This window comes from Escherichia sp. KTE114, from assembly GCF_000407765.1.
Taxonomy (GTDB): Bacteria; Pseudomonadota; Gammaproteobacteria; order Enterobacterales; family Enterobacteriaceae; genus Escherichia; species Escherichia ruysiae.
On the sequence record NZ_KE136626.1, the window covers coordinates 3822458 to 3837841 of the forward strand.

Consider the following 15384-nt stretch of genomic DNA (forward strand, 5'->3'; position numbering starts at 1 on the left):
TGTTGAAATTGGCAGCAAACGAACAAAAAAATGCATTTCCCCCTTTGACATCGCCATATACTGCCATTAATATGCGCCCCGTTCTCACGATTCCTCTGTAGTTCAGTCGGTAGAACGGCGGACTGTTAATCCGTATGTCACTGGTTCGAGTCCAGTCAGAGGAGCCAAATTCAAAAAAGCCTGCTTTCGAGCAGGCTTTTTGCTTTTTATACAACAGCTATTTTAAAACATCTGCTTTGAAGCAGAGCTAATTTGCACTGGCATTCCCGATCGACGTTGCAACGCAGCATTCGCGCGATTCACATCGACCTCTTGTCCGTTGATAAACGCCCGCAAGGAAGGCGTCACCGGCAATGGCACTTTTCGGTCGGACTCATATTCTGCACGATTGCGCGACAGCGGCTCATGAACTTCCAGCCACTTTGAACCATCCGGCTCCGTTGTGTATTTCACTGGCTGATCAATAATTTGCACGCGCGTCCCTACCGGAACATTATCAAACAGATATTTGATATCGTCATTGCGCAGACGAATACAGCCCTGGCTTACCCGTAGGCCAATCCCAAAATTGGCATTAGTACCGTGAATGGCATATAACCTGCCGATATAAATAGCGTACAGCCCCATAGGATTATCGGGTCCGGCTGGGACAAATGCAGGCAGGCTCTCCCCACGCTTTGCATATTCACGACGAGTGTTAGGGGTTGGCGTCCAGGTTGGTGCTTCTTGTTTACGCTCAACGGCTGTCACCCAATTACGCGGGGTTTCTCGTCCAGCCTGACCAATACCAATAGGAAACACTTCCACAGTATTACTGTCTGGTGGGTAGTAATACAGACGCATCTCGGCGACGTTAACCACAATCCCTTTTCGCACAGTGGCGGGCAAAATCAGTTGCTGCGGAATGGTGAGCTGCGAACCAGACTTCGGCAAGAAAACATCAGCCCCCGGATTCGCTTCCAGCATATTGCTCAGCCCTTGTCCGTACTGCGCGGCAAAAGTTTCCAGCGGCTGGGTATTGTGATCGGGAACCGTTACTGTAAGTGGCTGCCCCACTAAACGACTCCCCTCTGGGGGTAATGGATAAGTTACCGCCAGGCTATTATGGCTGGCAAAAAGCAGAGCAAATGAACAAAGAATATTTACACGACGCATCATATCCCTTTCCTAAGTCGCGAAAGCCATCCGATAAGTATAGCTTTTATCAGACTTTTCGTTTTTAACTGTTCAATTCTGAAGTTGTATTCCCCGGTAGAATAATATTACTGGCAGCAAGTTCGCCCATGTTGTTGTATATCGCGCAAGCAGCTTCGATGATGGGCATCGCCAGAGCTGCGCCACTCCCCTCACCTAAACGCATTTCCATATTGAGATAAGGCTCCAGCTCCAAATGCGACAACGCAATACGCGCCCCTTTTTCTGCCGACAGATGGGAAGGAATAAGATACGGTTTGATTGCAGGCGACATCTGACACGCAGCAAGCGCGGCGGCATAAGAAAGAAAGCCATCCAGCAACACGGGTAAACCGCAGGAAGCGGCTCCTGAGATCACGCCAGCCATTCCGACCAGATCAAATCCACCGACTTTTGCCAGTACATCAACACCATCCAGCGGATTCGGTTGATTCAACATAATTGCCCGACGAACAACATCAACTTTGTTTGCCAGTTTATCTGTCGGCAGGTTTGCGCCAATACCAACCACCTCTTCGGGATCGCGTCCCGCAATTGTGCTGACTATCGCCGCAGCCGGCGTCGTGTTTGCCATTCCCAGCTCACCCACGCCAAACAGCGTGACGCCATTTTTCGCCAGTTCACGCGTATAACGAATGACTTCCAGAAGCAACTCTTCAGCCTGACAGCGGCTCATTGCAGAACCTGAAGCAATATTGCCGCTACCTCGAGCGACACGCATATTGATAAGTCCGGGTATTGGCTCCGCAGTATCTATCCCTACATCAATTACATGAACTTTAGCCCCCGCCTGTGCTGCCAGAACACACACGCCGGTTGTTCCGCGTAGCATATTTTCGGCCTGAATGGCTGTCACCGCTTTCGGGGAAATAGTGACACCTTCATCCCAGACGCCGTGATCGGCGCACATAACAACTACCGCTTTTTTACCCACATGAGGAACACCATTCAACCCCGGCATTCCTGCCAGTTGTACGGCAAGCGCCTCCAGCCTTCCCAGACTACCGACGGGTTTGAGTAACCCGTCAATATGCCGTTGTGCGCGTGACATAGCAGCATGATCGATGGCCGGGATCGTATTCAGTAAATCGGCAAGTGTTTGCATGTTGCTTCTCTTTATAGCAGCGCCAGCAGAAATACCAGCTCACCAAGCTCTATGGCAGCTCCCAGCGTATCGCCGGTTTGCCCGCCCAGAGTACGTTTGAGAAGCTGACCGAGGACGAAAATTGCCACCATCGTCACCACCATAGCAGCCACACCATGCATACCTGGCAGTAATACAGCAGCAAAAATCACGGCTAAGCCGAGGGTTACACAGGTTTGTCGCCCATCAATTTTGCCAATGAACACATTGCCAAGCCCTTCTTCCCGGGCATAACGATGACGATACATCAATAATGCGGCAGTCCCTCGGCTGACAGCACATGCTGCTGCCAGCGATGCCAGAATCGGCTCACCACGTAGAGCCAGCTCGCTCAAAATCAAAATCTTTCCCAGCACAACAAAAATCAATGCCAGACCGCCGTGGGTGCCTAAACGGCTATCACGCATGATTTCCAACATACGATCTCGGCTACGTGCAGAAAATACGCCATCACAGGTATCGGCAAGGCCGTCCAGGTGGAATCCTCCGGTCATCAGCGCCAGAACCAGCACGCTAAACAGTGCCGCCAGCGGTACGCCACACCATGCCTGCAACACCATGAAAACCAGCCCGCTAATCGCGCCAAGCAATAAACCAATTAAAGGAAAAGTAATGATACCGCGAGAATAATGTTCAAAATCCAGCCCCTGGGACCAACGACGCGGTACAGGCAGACGCGTAATGAAAGAGAGCATCGCCCAAAATAATTTACTCATTTGATTTTTACTCCAATACCCGAAACCACCAGCCATACTTCATCTGCCGCAGCGGCCAGTTGCTGATTCACTCGCCCGGCAATATCACGAAAATGTCGCGCCAGACGATTCTCCGGCACAATACCCATTCCCACTTCATTGGTCACTAATACGACCTTTGCAGGGCAACGTTGACAGGCAGCAATCAGCGACTGAATCTCGCCATTTATCGCTTGCTCCATCGCCACATAATCCCATTCTTCAGGGGCTTTATCGCCGCCATAATCAAACAACAGATTAGTCACCATTGTCGTAATGCATTCCAGCAACACAGCGTTCTGCGGATTAATGTCGGCATTAATTAACTCATCAAGCTGTTGCCAGCGTTCCACCGTGCGCCAGTGCGCCGGACGCCCCTGCCGATGATGCTCAATCCGTGCTGCCATCTCATCATCAAGGATTTGCGAAGTGGCGATATACAGAACCTGTGGTGTATCCCCGATAAGCCTCTCGGCGTGCCGACTCTTCCCACTCCGTGCACCACCCGTCACCAAAATCATCATACGGACTCCTGGCTCAATTGTATGATGGTATTCATTGACCAGAACCATGGTTGCGCCATCGTTGCTGATCGTAATAACATTTCCGCAATTAATACTGCGCGTAATGAAAATAAAAATCCAGCGTTCTCAATCCATTACGAATGAAGGCGGTGTTGTGAAATAGTCCGCTTTCCCTGTGTAAACGTCTGACAGAATGCCTCATTGGCAACATTTTCTCTGTGTTGACACATTTCATTCAGATAATGGATTAATGCTACTGCCCCACCAGCCGGACCAGCCAGCAAACGGGCATTATGCTGTGTGATTAAAATTACCGTCGCGCCATCAGGATGAGAGAAGCTTTCTGGTATGGATGCCCCGTTTTCAGCAATCAATAACAGCACTGAATAATCTGTATACGCGTCTGATAACGATTGAACTGCTCCACCTTTAAAAGGTAAGAACCCTTGCTGCCAGTCCTCACCCACAAAACAGGTCATTGGCACCATTTCGGCCAGATATTTCGCCAGATTAATATCGCCAGAGTAGAGGCAAAAAAGGGCTATCGATTCGGGTTTTATCGTTTTCATATCCCCCGTCCTCCGCTTCGTTTCCTGTAATGACGGTCAGGCTGATATACCATGAAAAACGATTGCTGCGCATTGAGAGCAGCCCAGGTGCCTGTCGGCACTACAATGAATGAACTAAATGATGCCGCCATACCCTGATCCTCTCAGGGTGGTAGGGGTATAAAGACGCGCCAGTACTCAACCGGGCGCTTCCGGACAACCCACTTCCCACCGAAGTTGTTGGTATTGACTGACAGGCTGGTCTTCTGGCTTCGCATCATCCTTCCCCGGCCTTCCCAATCTCGCGATCCGTGGTATTTTCGGGGTTGTCAGCATTACAGCAGCGGGGGCTGCGAGGGATTTTCACCCTCTTCCCAGGCACAAATGTGCCGAACCTGTCAGCGTATGTTATGAGCTGATCTCACTTATCCCATAACACGCAAATAACGTTAATTAATATTGCCAGAGTCTATTTAATCATCCCTCATTTTCCACATTAAATTTATGCTGTTTCCGCTGCTACATTTTCACTAATTTGCTGACGATATACCTGCGGAGTCACCTGATACGTCTGGCGAAAAACTTTGCAGAAATAGCTGGTTTGTGAGAAGCCTAAATTACGCGCGATACTGGCGATACTCCAGTCACTATGGCACAGCAGCTCACGGGCGCTGGCCATTCGTTGTTGGTTTACCCACGCATTAAAACCAATCCCATGATATTTCTTAAACAACTTACTGAAATAATAAGGGCTTAGATAAACATGCGAGGCAACATCTTCCAGACGCAAATCGTCTGATAAATGCGCATCGATATAGCGCAATGCTTTTTTCATTTTATTATCATGGGGATTAGGCGCACGGGTCTGACGAACTGACCCCGAATGAGGTTTATTCTCTTTAATAACGACAAAATTGAGTTGCTTTTTGAGGCAATTTTCCACAATCAACTTCAACAAATCAGCAGAGGCCATAACCCGCGAGTAATCCATTTCAGGAACTTTGCGAAACTCATTAAGTAATTCTGGGTCGGCTTGCCAACAATCATCGACATTCAGAATATCGATCAAGTCAACATCATCATTACGCAGGCGAACTTGTCCACACAACACAAAGCCGACTAAATGCCCGGCAATCACCAGAGGAATAGAGAAATCGGTTAACCCTGCATGACAGCGGTAAATACAAGGCTGATCGGATTTAGAGGCTTCCAGACCACCACAACGATCGCTCATGCGACAGCGAGTGCTAAGCTGAGGGTGTTGGCGCATCATCTGACAAAATGGGGTGAAGTTAAACAGCTCGGAGATTTCATCACCGTGGATATTGACCACGACAACCGCAAGACTAGTCGCCTGCGCAAAATCCTGTGCGATTTTATTAATGAGTTCTGAATTAAGTGTCGCCGCAGAAATCATGATAAAACCTCCCAGTTAATTTATTGTTATAGCAAAACAATTGTTTTACATTTAATCTTCACATCATCCTTAATGATTTACTGACGAGAAGCACAACGGACAATAACAAAAGCCTCCATGAAGCGGGAGACTTTTTAATAAGTTCGGAAAGCAGATCACAAACACTAAAAAAATAAACGTTTATAACCGCCAGGTTATTTCACTATTCGCTGATATCTTTAGGCGTAACACTATTGACAGGTAAATTTTGTGCAATAAGAAAGCGATAAATCGCCGCCCCCACACAGGCTCCAATGACCGGAGCAATAATGGGTACAATAAAATAAGGAATATTGCGTCCGCCAGTCATTGCAATTTCCCCCCAACCAGCAAGCCAGGTGAAAATTTTTGGCCCAAAATCACGCGCTGGATTCATGGCAAAACCGGTTAATGGTCCGGTTGAAGCACCAATAACAGCAACCAGAATACCAATAAGTAAAGGCGCAAGCGGTCCTTTTGGTACGCCATTACCGTCATCGGTCAGCGCCATAATCAACCCCATTAACATGGACGTTATGACCACTTCAACCAATGCAGCCTGCCATACATTTATCGCCGCTGCCGGGTAAGTACTGAAGATACTGGCGAGTTGTAAACTTTCGGCACTACCACGAACCATATTGTGAGCAGATTCAAAATCGGCAAACAAATTGCTGTATAAAAAATATGCCAGAACCGCACCACCAAAGGCTCCCGCTAATTGTGCCACACAAAATGGCAGCACTTTACGACCAGGAAAAGCGGCAAACAACCACAGAGCAATAGTAACCGCCGGGTTAAGATGAGCACCGGAAATGCCTGCCGTAAGGTAAACAGCAAGTGAAATACCTAACCCCCAAATAATACAAATTTCCCACAGTCCCAGACTTGCACCGGCAAGTTTTAGGGCGCACAAACAACCAATGCCAAAAAAGAGGAACAGTCCGGTGCCCAAAAACTCGGCAACGCATTGCGCCTTGAGTGAATCATTCATAGTGACACCTTTTTCACAGAGTTTTTTCTTTATCAGCCAACAATGCGCTGATTGTTGTGTATATCGAACGCAACTATAAAAATTGCGCTGAAAAAAATATTGCCAACATGCATACCAGATTCATGGAAAAATCGTGTTGCTATAGCAAATTATTGTCATCGCCATAGCATTCACCACAGCAATCATCACTATTGTAGTTATGAATATCGCCAAACTGACACAATAAAAAATTGCCATACCTGCATAATAAAATTTAAACAAATATCACAGTTAATTTTAGCAAACCAAACTCGACGAAATATTATTTCAAATTAAAAGCGCCGTCTCAATGCAATTAATTCACATCAAACCACGCCAAAAACAACCAATAAATGAATAACATATATTCTCTGAAAGCAATTTTATAACATTTGCCCTCTATTAATTTTTCTCATTAGCGATTAAGTCAGCCATTCTTTTTCCTCGCTTTTTTTTATAGTCATATCGTCAAAAAATCCAGGCGAGGTCTTTATGCAACAAGAAGCGTTAGGAATGGTAGAAACCAAAGGATTAACTGCCGCCATAGAGGCCGCAGACGCCATGGTGAAGTCGGCAAATGTATTGCTGGTCGGCTACGAAAAAATTGGTTCCGGGCTGGTGACCGTCATCGTTCGTGGTGATGTCGGGGCGGTTAAAGCGGCAACAGATGCAGGTGCCGCCGCTGCGCGTAATGTCGGCGAAGTGAAAGCCGTACACGTTATCCCCCGCCCACATACCGATGTCGAGAAAATCTTACCAAAGGGAATTAACCCATGAGCAGCAATGAACTGGTCGAACAGATCATGGCGCAGGTCATCGCACGCGTAGCGACACCGGAGCATGAGGTTCTCCCGGAAACCAATCATCAAACACGAGAGACGGCTATGGCAGAAAAAAGCTGCACATTAACGGAATTTGTTGGCACCGCTATTGGCGACACGGTAGGCCTGGTCATTGCGAACGTTGATAGCGCCCTATTGGACGCGATGAAACTTGAAAAACGCTATCGCTCCATTGGCATTCTGGGCGCACGTATTGGTGCAGGGCCACACATTATGGCCGCTGATGAAGCAGTAAAAGCCACCAACACCGAAGTTATTAGCATTGAACTTCCTCGCGATACCAAAGGCGGTGCCGGACACGGCTCATTAATCCTCTTAGGTGGCAATGATGTTTCCGACGTGAAACGCGGTATTGAAGTTGCGCTGAAAGAGCTTGACCGGACTTTTGGCGACGTCTACGCCAACGAAGCCGGGCATCTTGAACTGCAATACACCGCCCGCGCCAGCTATGCACTGGAAAAAGCCTTTGGCGCTCCATTGGGACGGGCTTGTGGCGTTATTGTCGGCGCTCCGGCTGCTGTGGGTGTTCTGATGGCCGACACCGCGCTGAAGTCCGCCAATGTGGATGTCGTGGCATACAGCTCCCCTGCTCATGGCACCAGCTACAGCAATGAAGTCATTCTGATTATCTCGGGTGACTCCGGCGCAGTCCGCCAGGCGGTCATCTCCGCACGCGAAATCGGTAAAACCGTACTTTCGACTCTCGGCGATACACCGAAAAACGATCGCCCTTCCTACATCTGAATTCCCTGAGGCAGATTCATGAGATCGAAAAGATTTGAAGCACTGGCAAAACGCCCGGTCAACCAGGACGGTTTCGTTAAAGAGTGGATTGAAGAAGGCTTCATTGCGATGGAAAGCCCGAACGATCCTAAACCGTCAATCAAAATTGTTAACGGCGTCGTTACCGAACTGGATGGAAAACCCGCCAGCCAGTTTGACCTGATCGACCACTTTATCGCTCGCTACGGTATCAATCTCGCGCGCGCTGAAGAAGTCATCGCGATGGATTCGGTCAAACTTGCCAATATGTTGTGCGATCCAAATGTCAAACGTAGCGATATTGTTCCCCTGACCACCGCGATGACGCCCGCCAAAATCGTCGAAGTGGTTTCACAGATGAACGTGGTAGAGATGATGATGGCGATGCAGAAAATGCGCGCTCGTCGAACACCATCGCAACAGGCTCACGTCACCAACATCAAAGATAATCCGGTACAAATTGCTGCCGATGCGGCTGAAGGCGCATGGCGCGGATTTGACGAACAGGAAACCACCGTTGCCGTTGCTCGCTATGCACCGTTCAACGCCATCGCTCTGCTGGTCGGTTCACAGGTGGGACGCCCGGGCGTGTTGACCCAGTGTTCACTGGAGGAAGCCACCGAACTGAAACTCGGTATGTTAGGCCATACCTGCTACGCCGAAACGATTTCTGTCTACGGCACGGAACCCGTTTTCACCGACGGCGACGATACACCGTGGTCAAAAGGATTTCTCGCGTCATCTTATGCTTCTCGCGGCTTAAAAATGCGCTTTACTTCCGGCTCCGGCTCTGAAGTGCAGATGGGCTACGCTGAAGGCAAATCAATGCTTTATCTCGAGGCTCGTTGCATTTACATCACCAAAGCTGCTGGCGTTCAGGGTCTACAGAATGGTTCCGTAAGCTGCATCGGCGTTCCATCGGCAGTGCCGTCAGGCATCCGCGCAGTACTGGCGGAAAACTTAATTTGTTCATCGCTGGATCTGGAATGCGCCTCCAGTAATGACCAGACCTTTACCCACTCAGATATGCGCCGTACCGCACGTTTTCTGATGCAGTTTCTGCCGGGCACCGACTTTATCTCTTCCGGTTTTTCCGCTGTGCCGAACTACGACAACATGTTTGCCGGTTCAAACGAAGATGCCGAAGACTTCGATGATTACAACGTCATTCAACGTGACCTGAAGGTTGATGGTGGCCTGCGACCGGTGCGCGAAGAAGATGTTATCGCTATCCGCAATAAAGCCGCACGTGCTTTACAGGCTGTCTTTGCCGGTATGGGATTACCGCCTATCACCGATGAAGAGGTCGAAGCGGCAACCTATGCCCACGGTTCGATAGATATGCCAGAGCGCAACATCGTGGAAGACATCAAGTTCGCCCAGGAAATTATCAATAAAAACCGTAACAGCCTGGAAGTGGTGAAAGCCCTGGCACAAGGCGGTTTCACCGATGTCGCCCAGGACATGCTCAACATGCAAAAAGCGAAACTGACCGGCGACTATCTCCATACCTCAGCCATTATCGTCGATGACGGACAAGTGCTCTCTGCGGTCAATGACGTCAATGATTACGCCGGACCGGCTACGGGTTATCGCCTGCAAGGGGAACGCTGGGAAGAGATCAAAAATATTCCCGGTGCACTTGATCCCAACGAAATTGACTAAGGGTGAGAAATGGAAATTAACGAAAAATTACTACGTCAGATAATCGAAGACGTGCTGGCAGAAATGCAAACCAGCGATAAGTCCGTTTCATTTCGCGCACCGGTCTCTTCCGCGCCGGATAACGAAAGTTTTCTGACCGAAATTGGCGAAGCCCAACAAGGCACTCAGCAAGATGAAGTCATTATCGCTGTAGGTCCGGCGTTTGGTCTGGCGCAGACCGTCAATATTATCGGCATTCCGCATAAAAACATATTGCGCGAGGTGATTGCCGGTATCGAAGAAGAAGGTATTAAAGCCCGTGTGATTCGCTGCTTTAAATCGTCTGATGTCGCCTTCGTGGCGGTTGAAGGCGATCGTCTTAGCGGTTCCGGCATTGCTATTGGTATTCAGTCGAAAGGCACCACGGTTATCCACCAGCAAGGTCTTCCTCCTTTGTCTAACCTGGAACTTTTCCCACAAGCACCTTTGTTGACGCTGGAAACGTATCGCCAGATTGGCAAAAACGCCGCGCGTTATGCGAAGCGCGAGTCTCCACAACCTGTTCCGACCCTCAATGATCAAATGGCACGACCGAAATACCAGGCCAAATCTGCCATTTTGCATATTAAAGAGACTAAGTACGTGGTCACTGGCAAAAAACCGCAAGAACTGCGCGTGACGTTTTAACAAAGGAAACCTTCATGAATACCGATGCAATTGAGTCGATGGTCAGGGACGTGTTGAACCGAATGAACAGTCTCCAGGATACAGCCCCTGTCTCTGCGCCATCCCACTCATCAACACTGAACGCCAAAGTGAGTGATTACCCGCTGGCAAATAAACATCCAGAATGGGTCAAAACGGCGACTAATAAAACGCTCGACGATTTCACTCTGGAAAATGTACTCAGCGATAAAGTCACCGCCCAGGACATGCGCATAACCCCGGAAACGTTACGTATTCAGGCCGCGATTGCCAGAGATGCTGGACGCGATCGCCTGGCAATGAATTTTGAACGCGCCGCCGAGCTTACCTCTGTGCCGGATGATCGCATCCTCGAAATCTACAATGCGTTACGCCCTTATCGTTCGACTAAGCAAGAGCTTATTGCCATTGCCGACGATCTTGAACGTCGTTATCAGGCCAAAATCTGTGCCGCATTTGTCCGTGAAGCTGCGGAACTCTATGTCGAGCGTAAAAAACTGAAAGGCAACGATTAAGGACGAACTATGCGATATATAGCAGGCATTGATATCGGCAACTCATCCACAGAGGTTGCGCTGGCAACGCTCAATGCGTCTGGCGAAATGTCGTTCGTGAGCAGCGCCCTGGCAGAAACCACCGGAATCAAAGGTACGTTGCGTAACGTACATGGCATTCAGGAGGCGCTCGCCCAGGCAACGAGAAAAGTCGGCATCAATGTCAGCGATATTTCGCTTATTCGTATCAACGAAGCAACCCCGGTCATTGGCGATGTGGCGATGGAAACCATTACGGAAACCATTATCACTGAATCAACCATGATCGGTCATAACCCGAAAACTCCAGGCGGAGTGGGGCTGGGTGTGGGACTCACTATCACTCCGCAAGAGTTGTTAACACGCCCGGCGGACACACCGTACATTCTGGTCGTGTCATCGGCTTTTGATTTTGCCGATATCGCAACCATGATAAATGCCTCCGTGCGGGCCGGATATCAGCTGACAGGCGTTATTCTGCAACGCGACGATGGCGTACTGGTCAGTAACCGACTGGAAATCCCTTTACCCATTGTTGATGAAGTCCTCTACATCGATCGTATTCCGCTCGGCATGTTAGCTGCTATTGAAGTCGCCGTTCCCGGAAAAGTTATCGAAACCCTGTCTAACCCATATGGGATCGCCACCGTTTTCGCCCTCAATGCTGAAGAGACTAAAAATATCGTTCCTGTCGCACGGGCGCTAATCGGCAACCGTTCAGCAGTGGTCGTGAAAACACCTTCTGGCGACGTTAAAGCCCGTTCGATACCCGCCGGAAATATCGAATTGCTTTCTGCCGGGCGCACAATTCGGGTTGATGTTGCTGCCGGGGCCGATGCCATTATGAAAGCGGTCGGTGAATGCCCAAAACTGGAAAATGTGACGGGCGAACCGGGCACCAACATCGGCGGAATGCTGGAACATGTTCGCCAGACCATGGCGGAGCTGACCAATAAACCCAGCAACGAAATTTTTATTCAGGATTTATTAGCGATAGATACATCAGTTCCCGTCAGCGTAACCGGTGGTCTGGCAGGCGAATTTTCACTGGAACAGGCAGTGGGTATCGCCTCTATGGTGAAATCCGACCGTCTGCAAATGGCGATGATCGCCAGTGAAATTAAGCAAAAACTGCACGTTGATGTTCAGGTCGGAGGCGCAGAAGCAGAGGCAGCCATTCAGGGAGCCTTAACTACCCCAGGAACCATGCGTCCCTTAGCCATTCTGGACTTAGGCGCAGGTTCTACCGATGCCTCCATCATCAATCAAAAAGGGGAAATGATTGCCACTCACCTTGCGGGAGCGGGCGACATGGTGACGATGATTATCGCCAGGGAACTGGGCTTAAATGATCGCTATCTGGCAGAAGAGATCAAAAAATACCCACTGGCAAAAGTTGAAAGCCTGTTCCACTTACGCCATGAAGACGGCAACGTTCAGTTCTTCCCTACCCCACTATCCCCCCAGGTATTTGCCCGTGTTTGTGTGGTGAAACCAGACGAACTGGTGCCCATTCCCGGTGATATAACGCTGGAAAAAGTGCGAACCATTCGTCGCAGTGCAAAAGAGCGGGTCTTCGTAACAAATGCCCTGCGCGCACTACGTCAGGTAAGTCCTGGTGGAAATATTCGCGACATTCCGTTCGTCGTACTGGTGGGCGGCTCTTCACTGGATTTCGAAGTCCCGCAGCTAGTCACCGATGCGTTGGCGCATTATCGACTGGTCGCCGGGCGGGGGAATATCCGTGGTAGCGAGGGTCCGCGCAATGCGGTAGCTACCGGGCTACTCATCTCCTGGCACAAGGAGTCGGTTCATGGAAAGTAAAGAACGTGCACCAGCCATTGTCGTCATAGTAATCGGTGACTGTATCAGTACATGGAATGAGGTGCTTCTTGGCATTGAAGAGGAAGGTATTCCCTTTCGCATTCAACACATTCCATCAGGTGAAATCATCGATAGCGCCTGGCAGGCTGCTCGCCAGTCTCCCCTGTTGGTTGGCATAGCCTGTGACCGGGAAAAACTGATTGTGCATTACAAAAACTTACCGGCATCAGCGCCACTGTTTACGCTGATGCATCAACAAGATAACCATACCCGGCGCAGCACCGGCAATAACGCAGCCCGGCTGGTCAAAGGGATTCCCTTCAAGGAATACCACTCATAATCCACAGGAGAAACACCGTATGAATAACGCACTGGGACTGGTTGAAACAAAAGGGTTAGTCGGCGCGATTGAAGCCGCAGACGCCATGGTTAAATCCGCCAACGTACAACTGGTCGGCTATGAAAAGATTGGTTCAGGTCTGATCACAGTGATGGTGCGCGGCGATGTTGGCGCAGTAAAAGCCGCCGTTGACGCGGGGAGCGCCGCCGCAAGCGCCGTTGGCGAAGTGAAGTCCTGCCATGTCATCCCTCGGCCGCACAGCGATGTTGAGGCCATTTTACCAAAATCTGCATAACCCCATTCGCTAAGGAGCACAGCGTGAAGCAATCACTGGGATTACTTGAAGTCAGTGGTCTGGCACTCGCCATCAGTTGCGCGGATGTTATGGCAAAAGCCGCGTCCATCACGCTGGTTGGCCTTGAGAAGACCAATGGCTCAGGCTGGACGGTTATCAAAATCACCGGTGACGTCGCCTCGGTTAATGCAGCGATCGAGACGGGTGCCAGTTTCGCCGGGCAGAGAAATGGTCTTGTCGCGCACAAAGTGATTGCCCGTCCAGGCGAGGGAATACTGTCCCGCACAACAGAAGCACTGAATGTAAGGGTTGAAGCAAGCGAAACACCAGCAGCAACAGTCACCTCAGAAAGTATCAGTTGTAATTTGTGTCTTGATCCGGCGTGTCAACGGCAAAAAGGTGAGCCACGTTCACTTTGCCTCCACTCCGATAAGCGAGAGGAGTAACAATGGACAAACAAACCTTGCAAGAAACAGTGAGCCAGGTTCTGGATGAGATGCGCGAACGCCCTATCCCTCTGGGCGTCTCCAGTCGTCATATTCACCTTTCAACTGCGGATTATGTACGCCTTTTTCCTGAACAACCGATTAGCGAGAAAAAGCCGTTATTGCAACCAGGTCAGTTCGCTGCTGAACAAGTTGTTACGCTGGTGGGACCAAAAGGCAAATTGCACAACGTTCGTTTGTTGGGACCACTACGCAATGCAAGCCAGGTGGAAATTTCCCGGACTGATGCCAGAACGTTGGGGATCACCGCTCCGCTACGCATGTCAGGCGATCTCAACGGCACACCGGGGATTCGTCTGATAAGTCCGTTTGCAGAGCTGGAAATCGCTTCTGGCGTTATTGTCGCGCAACGGCATATTCATATGTCTCCGCTTGATGCCCTGATTTATGGCGTTACGCAAGGCGATAAAGTGGCGGTCGCCATTGAAGGTGATGAGCGACAACTGATATTTGATAACGTCGCTGTTCGCGTCTCACCGGATATGCGTCTTGAAATGCATATTGATACCGACGAAGCCAACGCTGCAGGCGCTGATAATCCTGACGTTTTTGCCATGCAGGTGTCGCTGCCATGAATCATGTGCTGATGCAACGCATTGTTGACGAAGTGATTTTTCGCCTGAAACAACGTGCGGAAAAGACACTCACGCTCACCGTTTCGCAACTGCGAGAAGCCAGCGTTCACAAGATAGTTCATCAGTATGCATCGTTACAAATTCGATATGTCGATCTGCCGTTGTTGCGACAGCTTGCGGAGAACAATACGTCAGACGAGGCAGTAATCCACCTTCATGAGGCGTTAGCATGGGGAATGCACATTCAATTATCGTTGCAGCATCATTTCCTGAACGCCATCAAGTTGAAAACTCTCGCCCGTCTACCGCTAACCTGGTGCGACGAACAAGGAAAACCAATCCACCTTCATCGTGGTCGACTTTTAAGTTATGCCGACGTAGCACCGTTATGCGCGGGGATACTGGTACTACAGCGGAAATGTTGTGTGACCGCACTTGCGCGTGACGCGGCAATTACCCGAAACATTCAGTTAATCAGGCAGGAGTAACTCATGCATCTGGCTCGAGTCACCGGCACGGTGGTATCCACGCAAAAATCACCTTCTCTTATCGGGAAAAAACTGCTGTTGGTTCGCCGGGTCAGTGCTGACGGCGAATTGCCTCTCACACCGTTAACCGGCGACGAAGTTGCCGTTGATTCAGTCGGCGCAGGCGTTGGTGAACTGGTACTCCTCAGCAGCGGCTCCAGCGCCAGACATGTTTTTTCCGGCCCCAACGAAGCCATTGATCTGGCAGTGGTCGGCATTGTCGATACGCTTTCACGCTAA

Annotated in this window: 19 protein-coding genes, 1 tRNA gene and 1 riboswitch; of the genes, 13 read left to right on the forward strand and 7 right to left on the reverse strand. The window is 49.8% G+C overall.

The features are described from left to right. The first annotated feature begins 91 nt into the window (after positions 1-91). A tRNA-Asn gene (locus tag WC5_RS03010) sits at positions 92-167 on the forward strand. A gap of 55 nt (positions 168-222) precedes the next feature. Here the strand turns inward: WC5_RS03010 and ldtA are convergent. The 7 genes from ldtA to pduF form a co-directional block, all read right to left on the reverse strand. After that, positions 223-1158 (reverse strand): L,D-transpeptidase, encoded by a 936-nt coding sequence (gene ldtA, locus WC5_RS03005; protein ID WP_000986312.1) that lies wholly within the window; start codon positions 1156-1158, stop codon positions 223-225. A gap of 61 nt (positions 1159-1219) precedes the next feature. Next, the gene (cobT, locus tag WC5_RS03000) at positions 1220-2299 is read right to left on the reverse strand and encodes a nicotinate-nucleotide--dimethylbenzimidazole phosphoribosyltransferase (RefSeq protein ID WP_001193771.1); all 1080 of its coding nucleotides are present in this window, start codon (positions 2297-2299) and stop codon (positions 1220-1222) included. An 11-nt stretch (positions 2300-2310) separates the two neighbouring features. Then, entirely contained in the window at positions 2311-3054 is a 744-nt protein-coding gene (cobS, locus tag WC5_RS02995; protein ID WP_010348811.1) for an adenosylcobinamide-GDP ribazoletransferase, read from the reverse strand. After that, a complete protein-coding gene (cobU, locus tag WC5_RS02990) occupies positions 3051-3596 on the reverse strand; it encodes a bifunctional adenosylcobinamide kinase/adenosylcobinamide-phosphate guanylyltransferase (RefSeq protein WP_000973186.1) in 546 nt (181 codons plus the stop codon). The genes cobS and cobU overlap by 4 nt, the downstream gene beginning before the upstream one ends. A gap of 134 nt (positions 3597-3730) precedes the next feature. Next, complete coding sequence (locus tag WC5_RS02985; protein WP_000849061.1) at positions 3731-4165, reverse strand: hypothetical protein; 435 nt, start codon at positions 4163-4165, stop codon at positions 3731-3733. A gap of 218 nt (positions 4166-4383) precedes the next feature. Continuing rightward, positions 4384-4558: riboswitch (cobalamin riboswitch) on the reverse strand. A gap of 88 nt (positions 4559-4646) precedes the next feature. Continuing rightward, positions 4647-5561: a transcriptional regulator PocR gene (gene pocR / locus WC5_RS02980; RefSeq protein WP_000622041.1), complete on the reverse strand. Its 915-nt coding sequence runs from the start codon at positions 5559-5561 to the stop codon at positions 4647-4649. A 202-nt stretch (positions 5562-5763) separates the two neighbouring features. Next, positions 5764-6573 (reverse strand): propanediol diffusion facilitator PduF, encoded by an 810-nt coding sequence (gene pduF / locus WC5_RS02975; protein WP_001000031.1) that lies wholly within the window; start codon positions 6571-6573, stop codon positions 5764-5766. A 510-nt stretch (positions 6574-7083) separates the two neighbouring features. Between pduF and pduA the strand changes: the two genes are divergently transcribed. From pduA to WC5_RS02915, 12 genes are read left to right on the forward strand one after another with little or no spacing between them, the layout of a single operon-like run. Further along, positions 7084-7368 carry a propanediol utilization microcompartment protein PduA gene (gene pduA / locus WC5_RS02970; RefSeq protein ID WP_001183614.1) on the forward strand — a complete coding sequence of 95 codons (285 nt, stop codon included), beginning with the start codon at positions 7084-7086 and terminating at the stop codon, positions 7366-7368. Further along, positions 7365-8177, forward strand: a complete 813-nt coding sequence (pduB, locus tag WC5_RS02965; protein WP_000097476.1) for a propanediol utilization microcompartment protein PduB — start codon at positions 7365-7367, stop codon at positions 8175-8177. Before pduA ends, pduB begins: the two co-directional genes overlap by 4 nt. 18 nt (positions 8178-8195) lie before the next feature. Then, complete coding sequence (pduC, locus tag WC5_RS02960) at positions 8196-9860, forward strand: propanediol dehydratase large subunit PduC (protein WP_001256908.1); 1665 nt, start codon at positions 8196-8198, stop codon at positions 9858-9860. Positions 9861-9869: 9 nt separating this feature from the next. Continuing rightward, entirely contained in the window at positions 9870-10526 is a 657-nt protein-coding gene (locus WC5_RS02955) for a propanediol/glycerol family dehydratase medium subunit (protein ID WP_000405042.1), read from the forward strand. 14 nt (positions 10527-10540) lie between these two features. Further along, positions 10541-11059, forward strand: a complete 519-nt coding sequence (pduE, locus tag WC5_RS02950; RefSeq protein ID WP_001090589.1) for a propanediol dehydratase small subunit PduE — start codon at positions 10541-10543, stop codon at positions 11057-11059. 9 nt (positions 11060-11068) lie between these two features. Next, positions 11069-12901 carry a diol dehydratase reactivase subunit alpha gene (locus WC5_RS02945; RefSeq protein ID WP_001268895.1) on the forward strand — a complete coding sequence of 611 codons (1833 nt, stop codon included), beginning with the start codon at positions 11069-11071 and terminating at the stop codon, positions 12899-12901. Further along, positions 12891-13241, forward strand: a complete 351-nt coding sequence (locus WC5_RS02940; RefSeq protein ID WP_000444011.1) for a glycerol dehydratase reactivase beta/small subunit family protein — start codon at positions 12891-12893, stop codon at positions 13239-13241. The genes WC5_RS02945 and WC5_RS02940 overlap by 11 nt, the downstream gene beginning before the upstream one ends. A 19-nt stretch (positions 13242-13260) precedes the next feature. Then, positions 13261-13536 (forward strand): propanediol utilization microcompartment protein PduJ, encoded by a 276-nt coding sequence (gene pduJ, locus WC5_RS02935; RefSeq protein WP_001057752.1) that lies wholly within the window; start codon positions 13261-13263, stop codon positions 13534-13536. Further along, positions 13533-13982: a BMC domain-containing protein gene (locus WC5_RS02930; protein ID WP_123058223.1), complete on the forward strand. Its 450-nt coding sequence runs from the start codon at positions 13533-13535 to the stop codon at positions 13980-13982. Before pduJ ends, WC5_RS02930 begins: the two co-directional genes overlap by 4 nt. 2 nt (positions 13983-13984) lie before the next feature. Next, a complete protein-coding gene (locus WC5_RS02925; protein ID WP_000361047.1) occupies positions 13985-14617 on the forward strand; it encodes a phosphate propanoyltransferase in 633 nt (210 codons plus the stop codon). Then, positions 14614-15105, forward strand: coding sequence for a microcompartment protein PduM (gene pduM / locus WC5_RS02920; RefSeq protein ID WP_001017045.1), 492 nt, complete (start codon positions 14614-14616; stop codon positions 15103-15105). The genes WC5_RS02925 and pduM overlap by 4 nt, the downstream gene beginning before the upstream one ends. Before the next feature lie 3 nt (positions 15106-15108). Then, positions 15109-15384, forward strand: coding sequence for a EutN/CcmL family microcompartment protein (locus WC5_RS02915; RefSeq protein ID WP_000549832.1), 276 nt, complete (start codon positions 15109-15111; stop codon positions 15382-15384).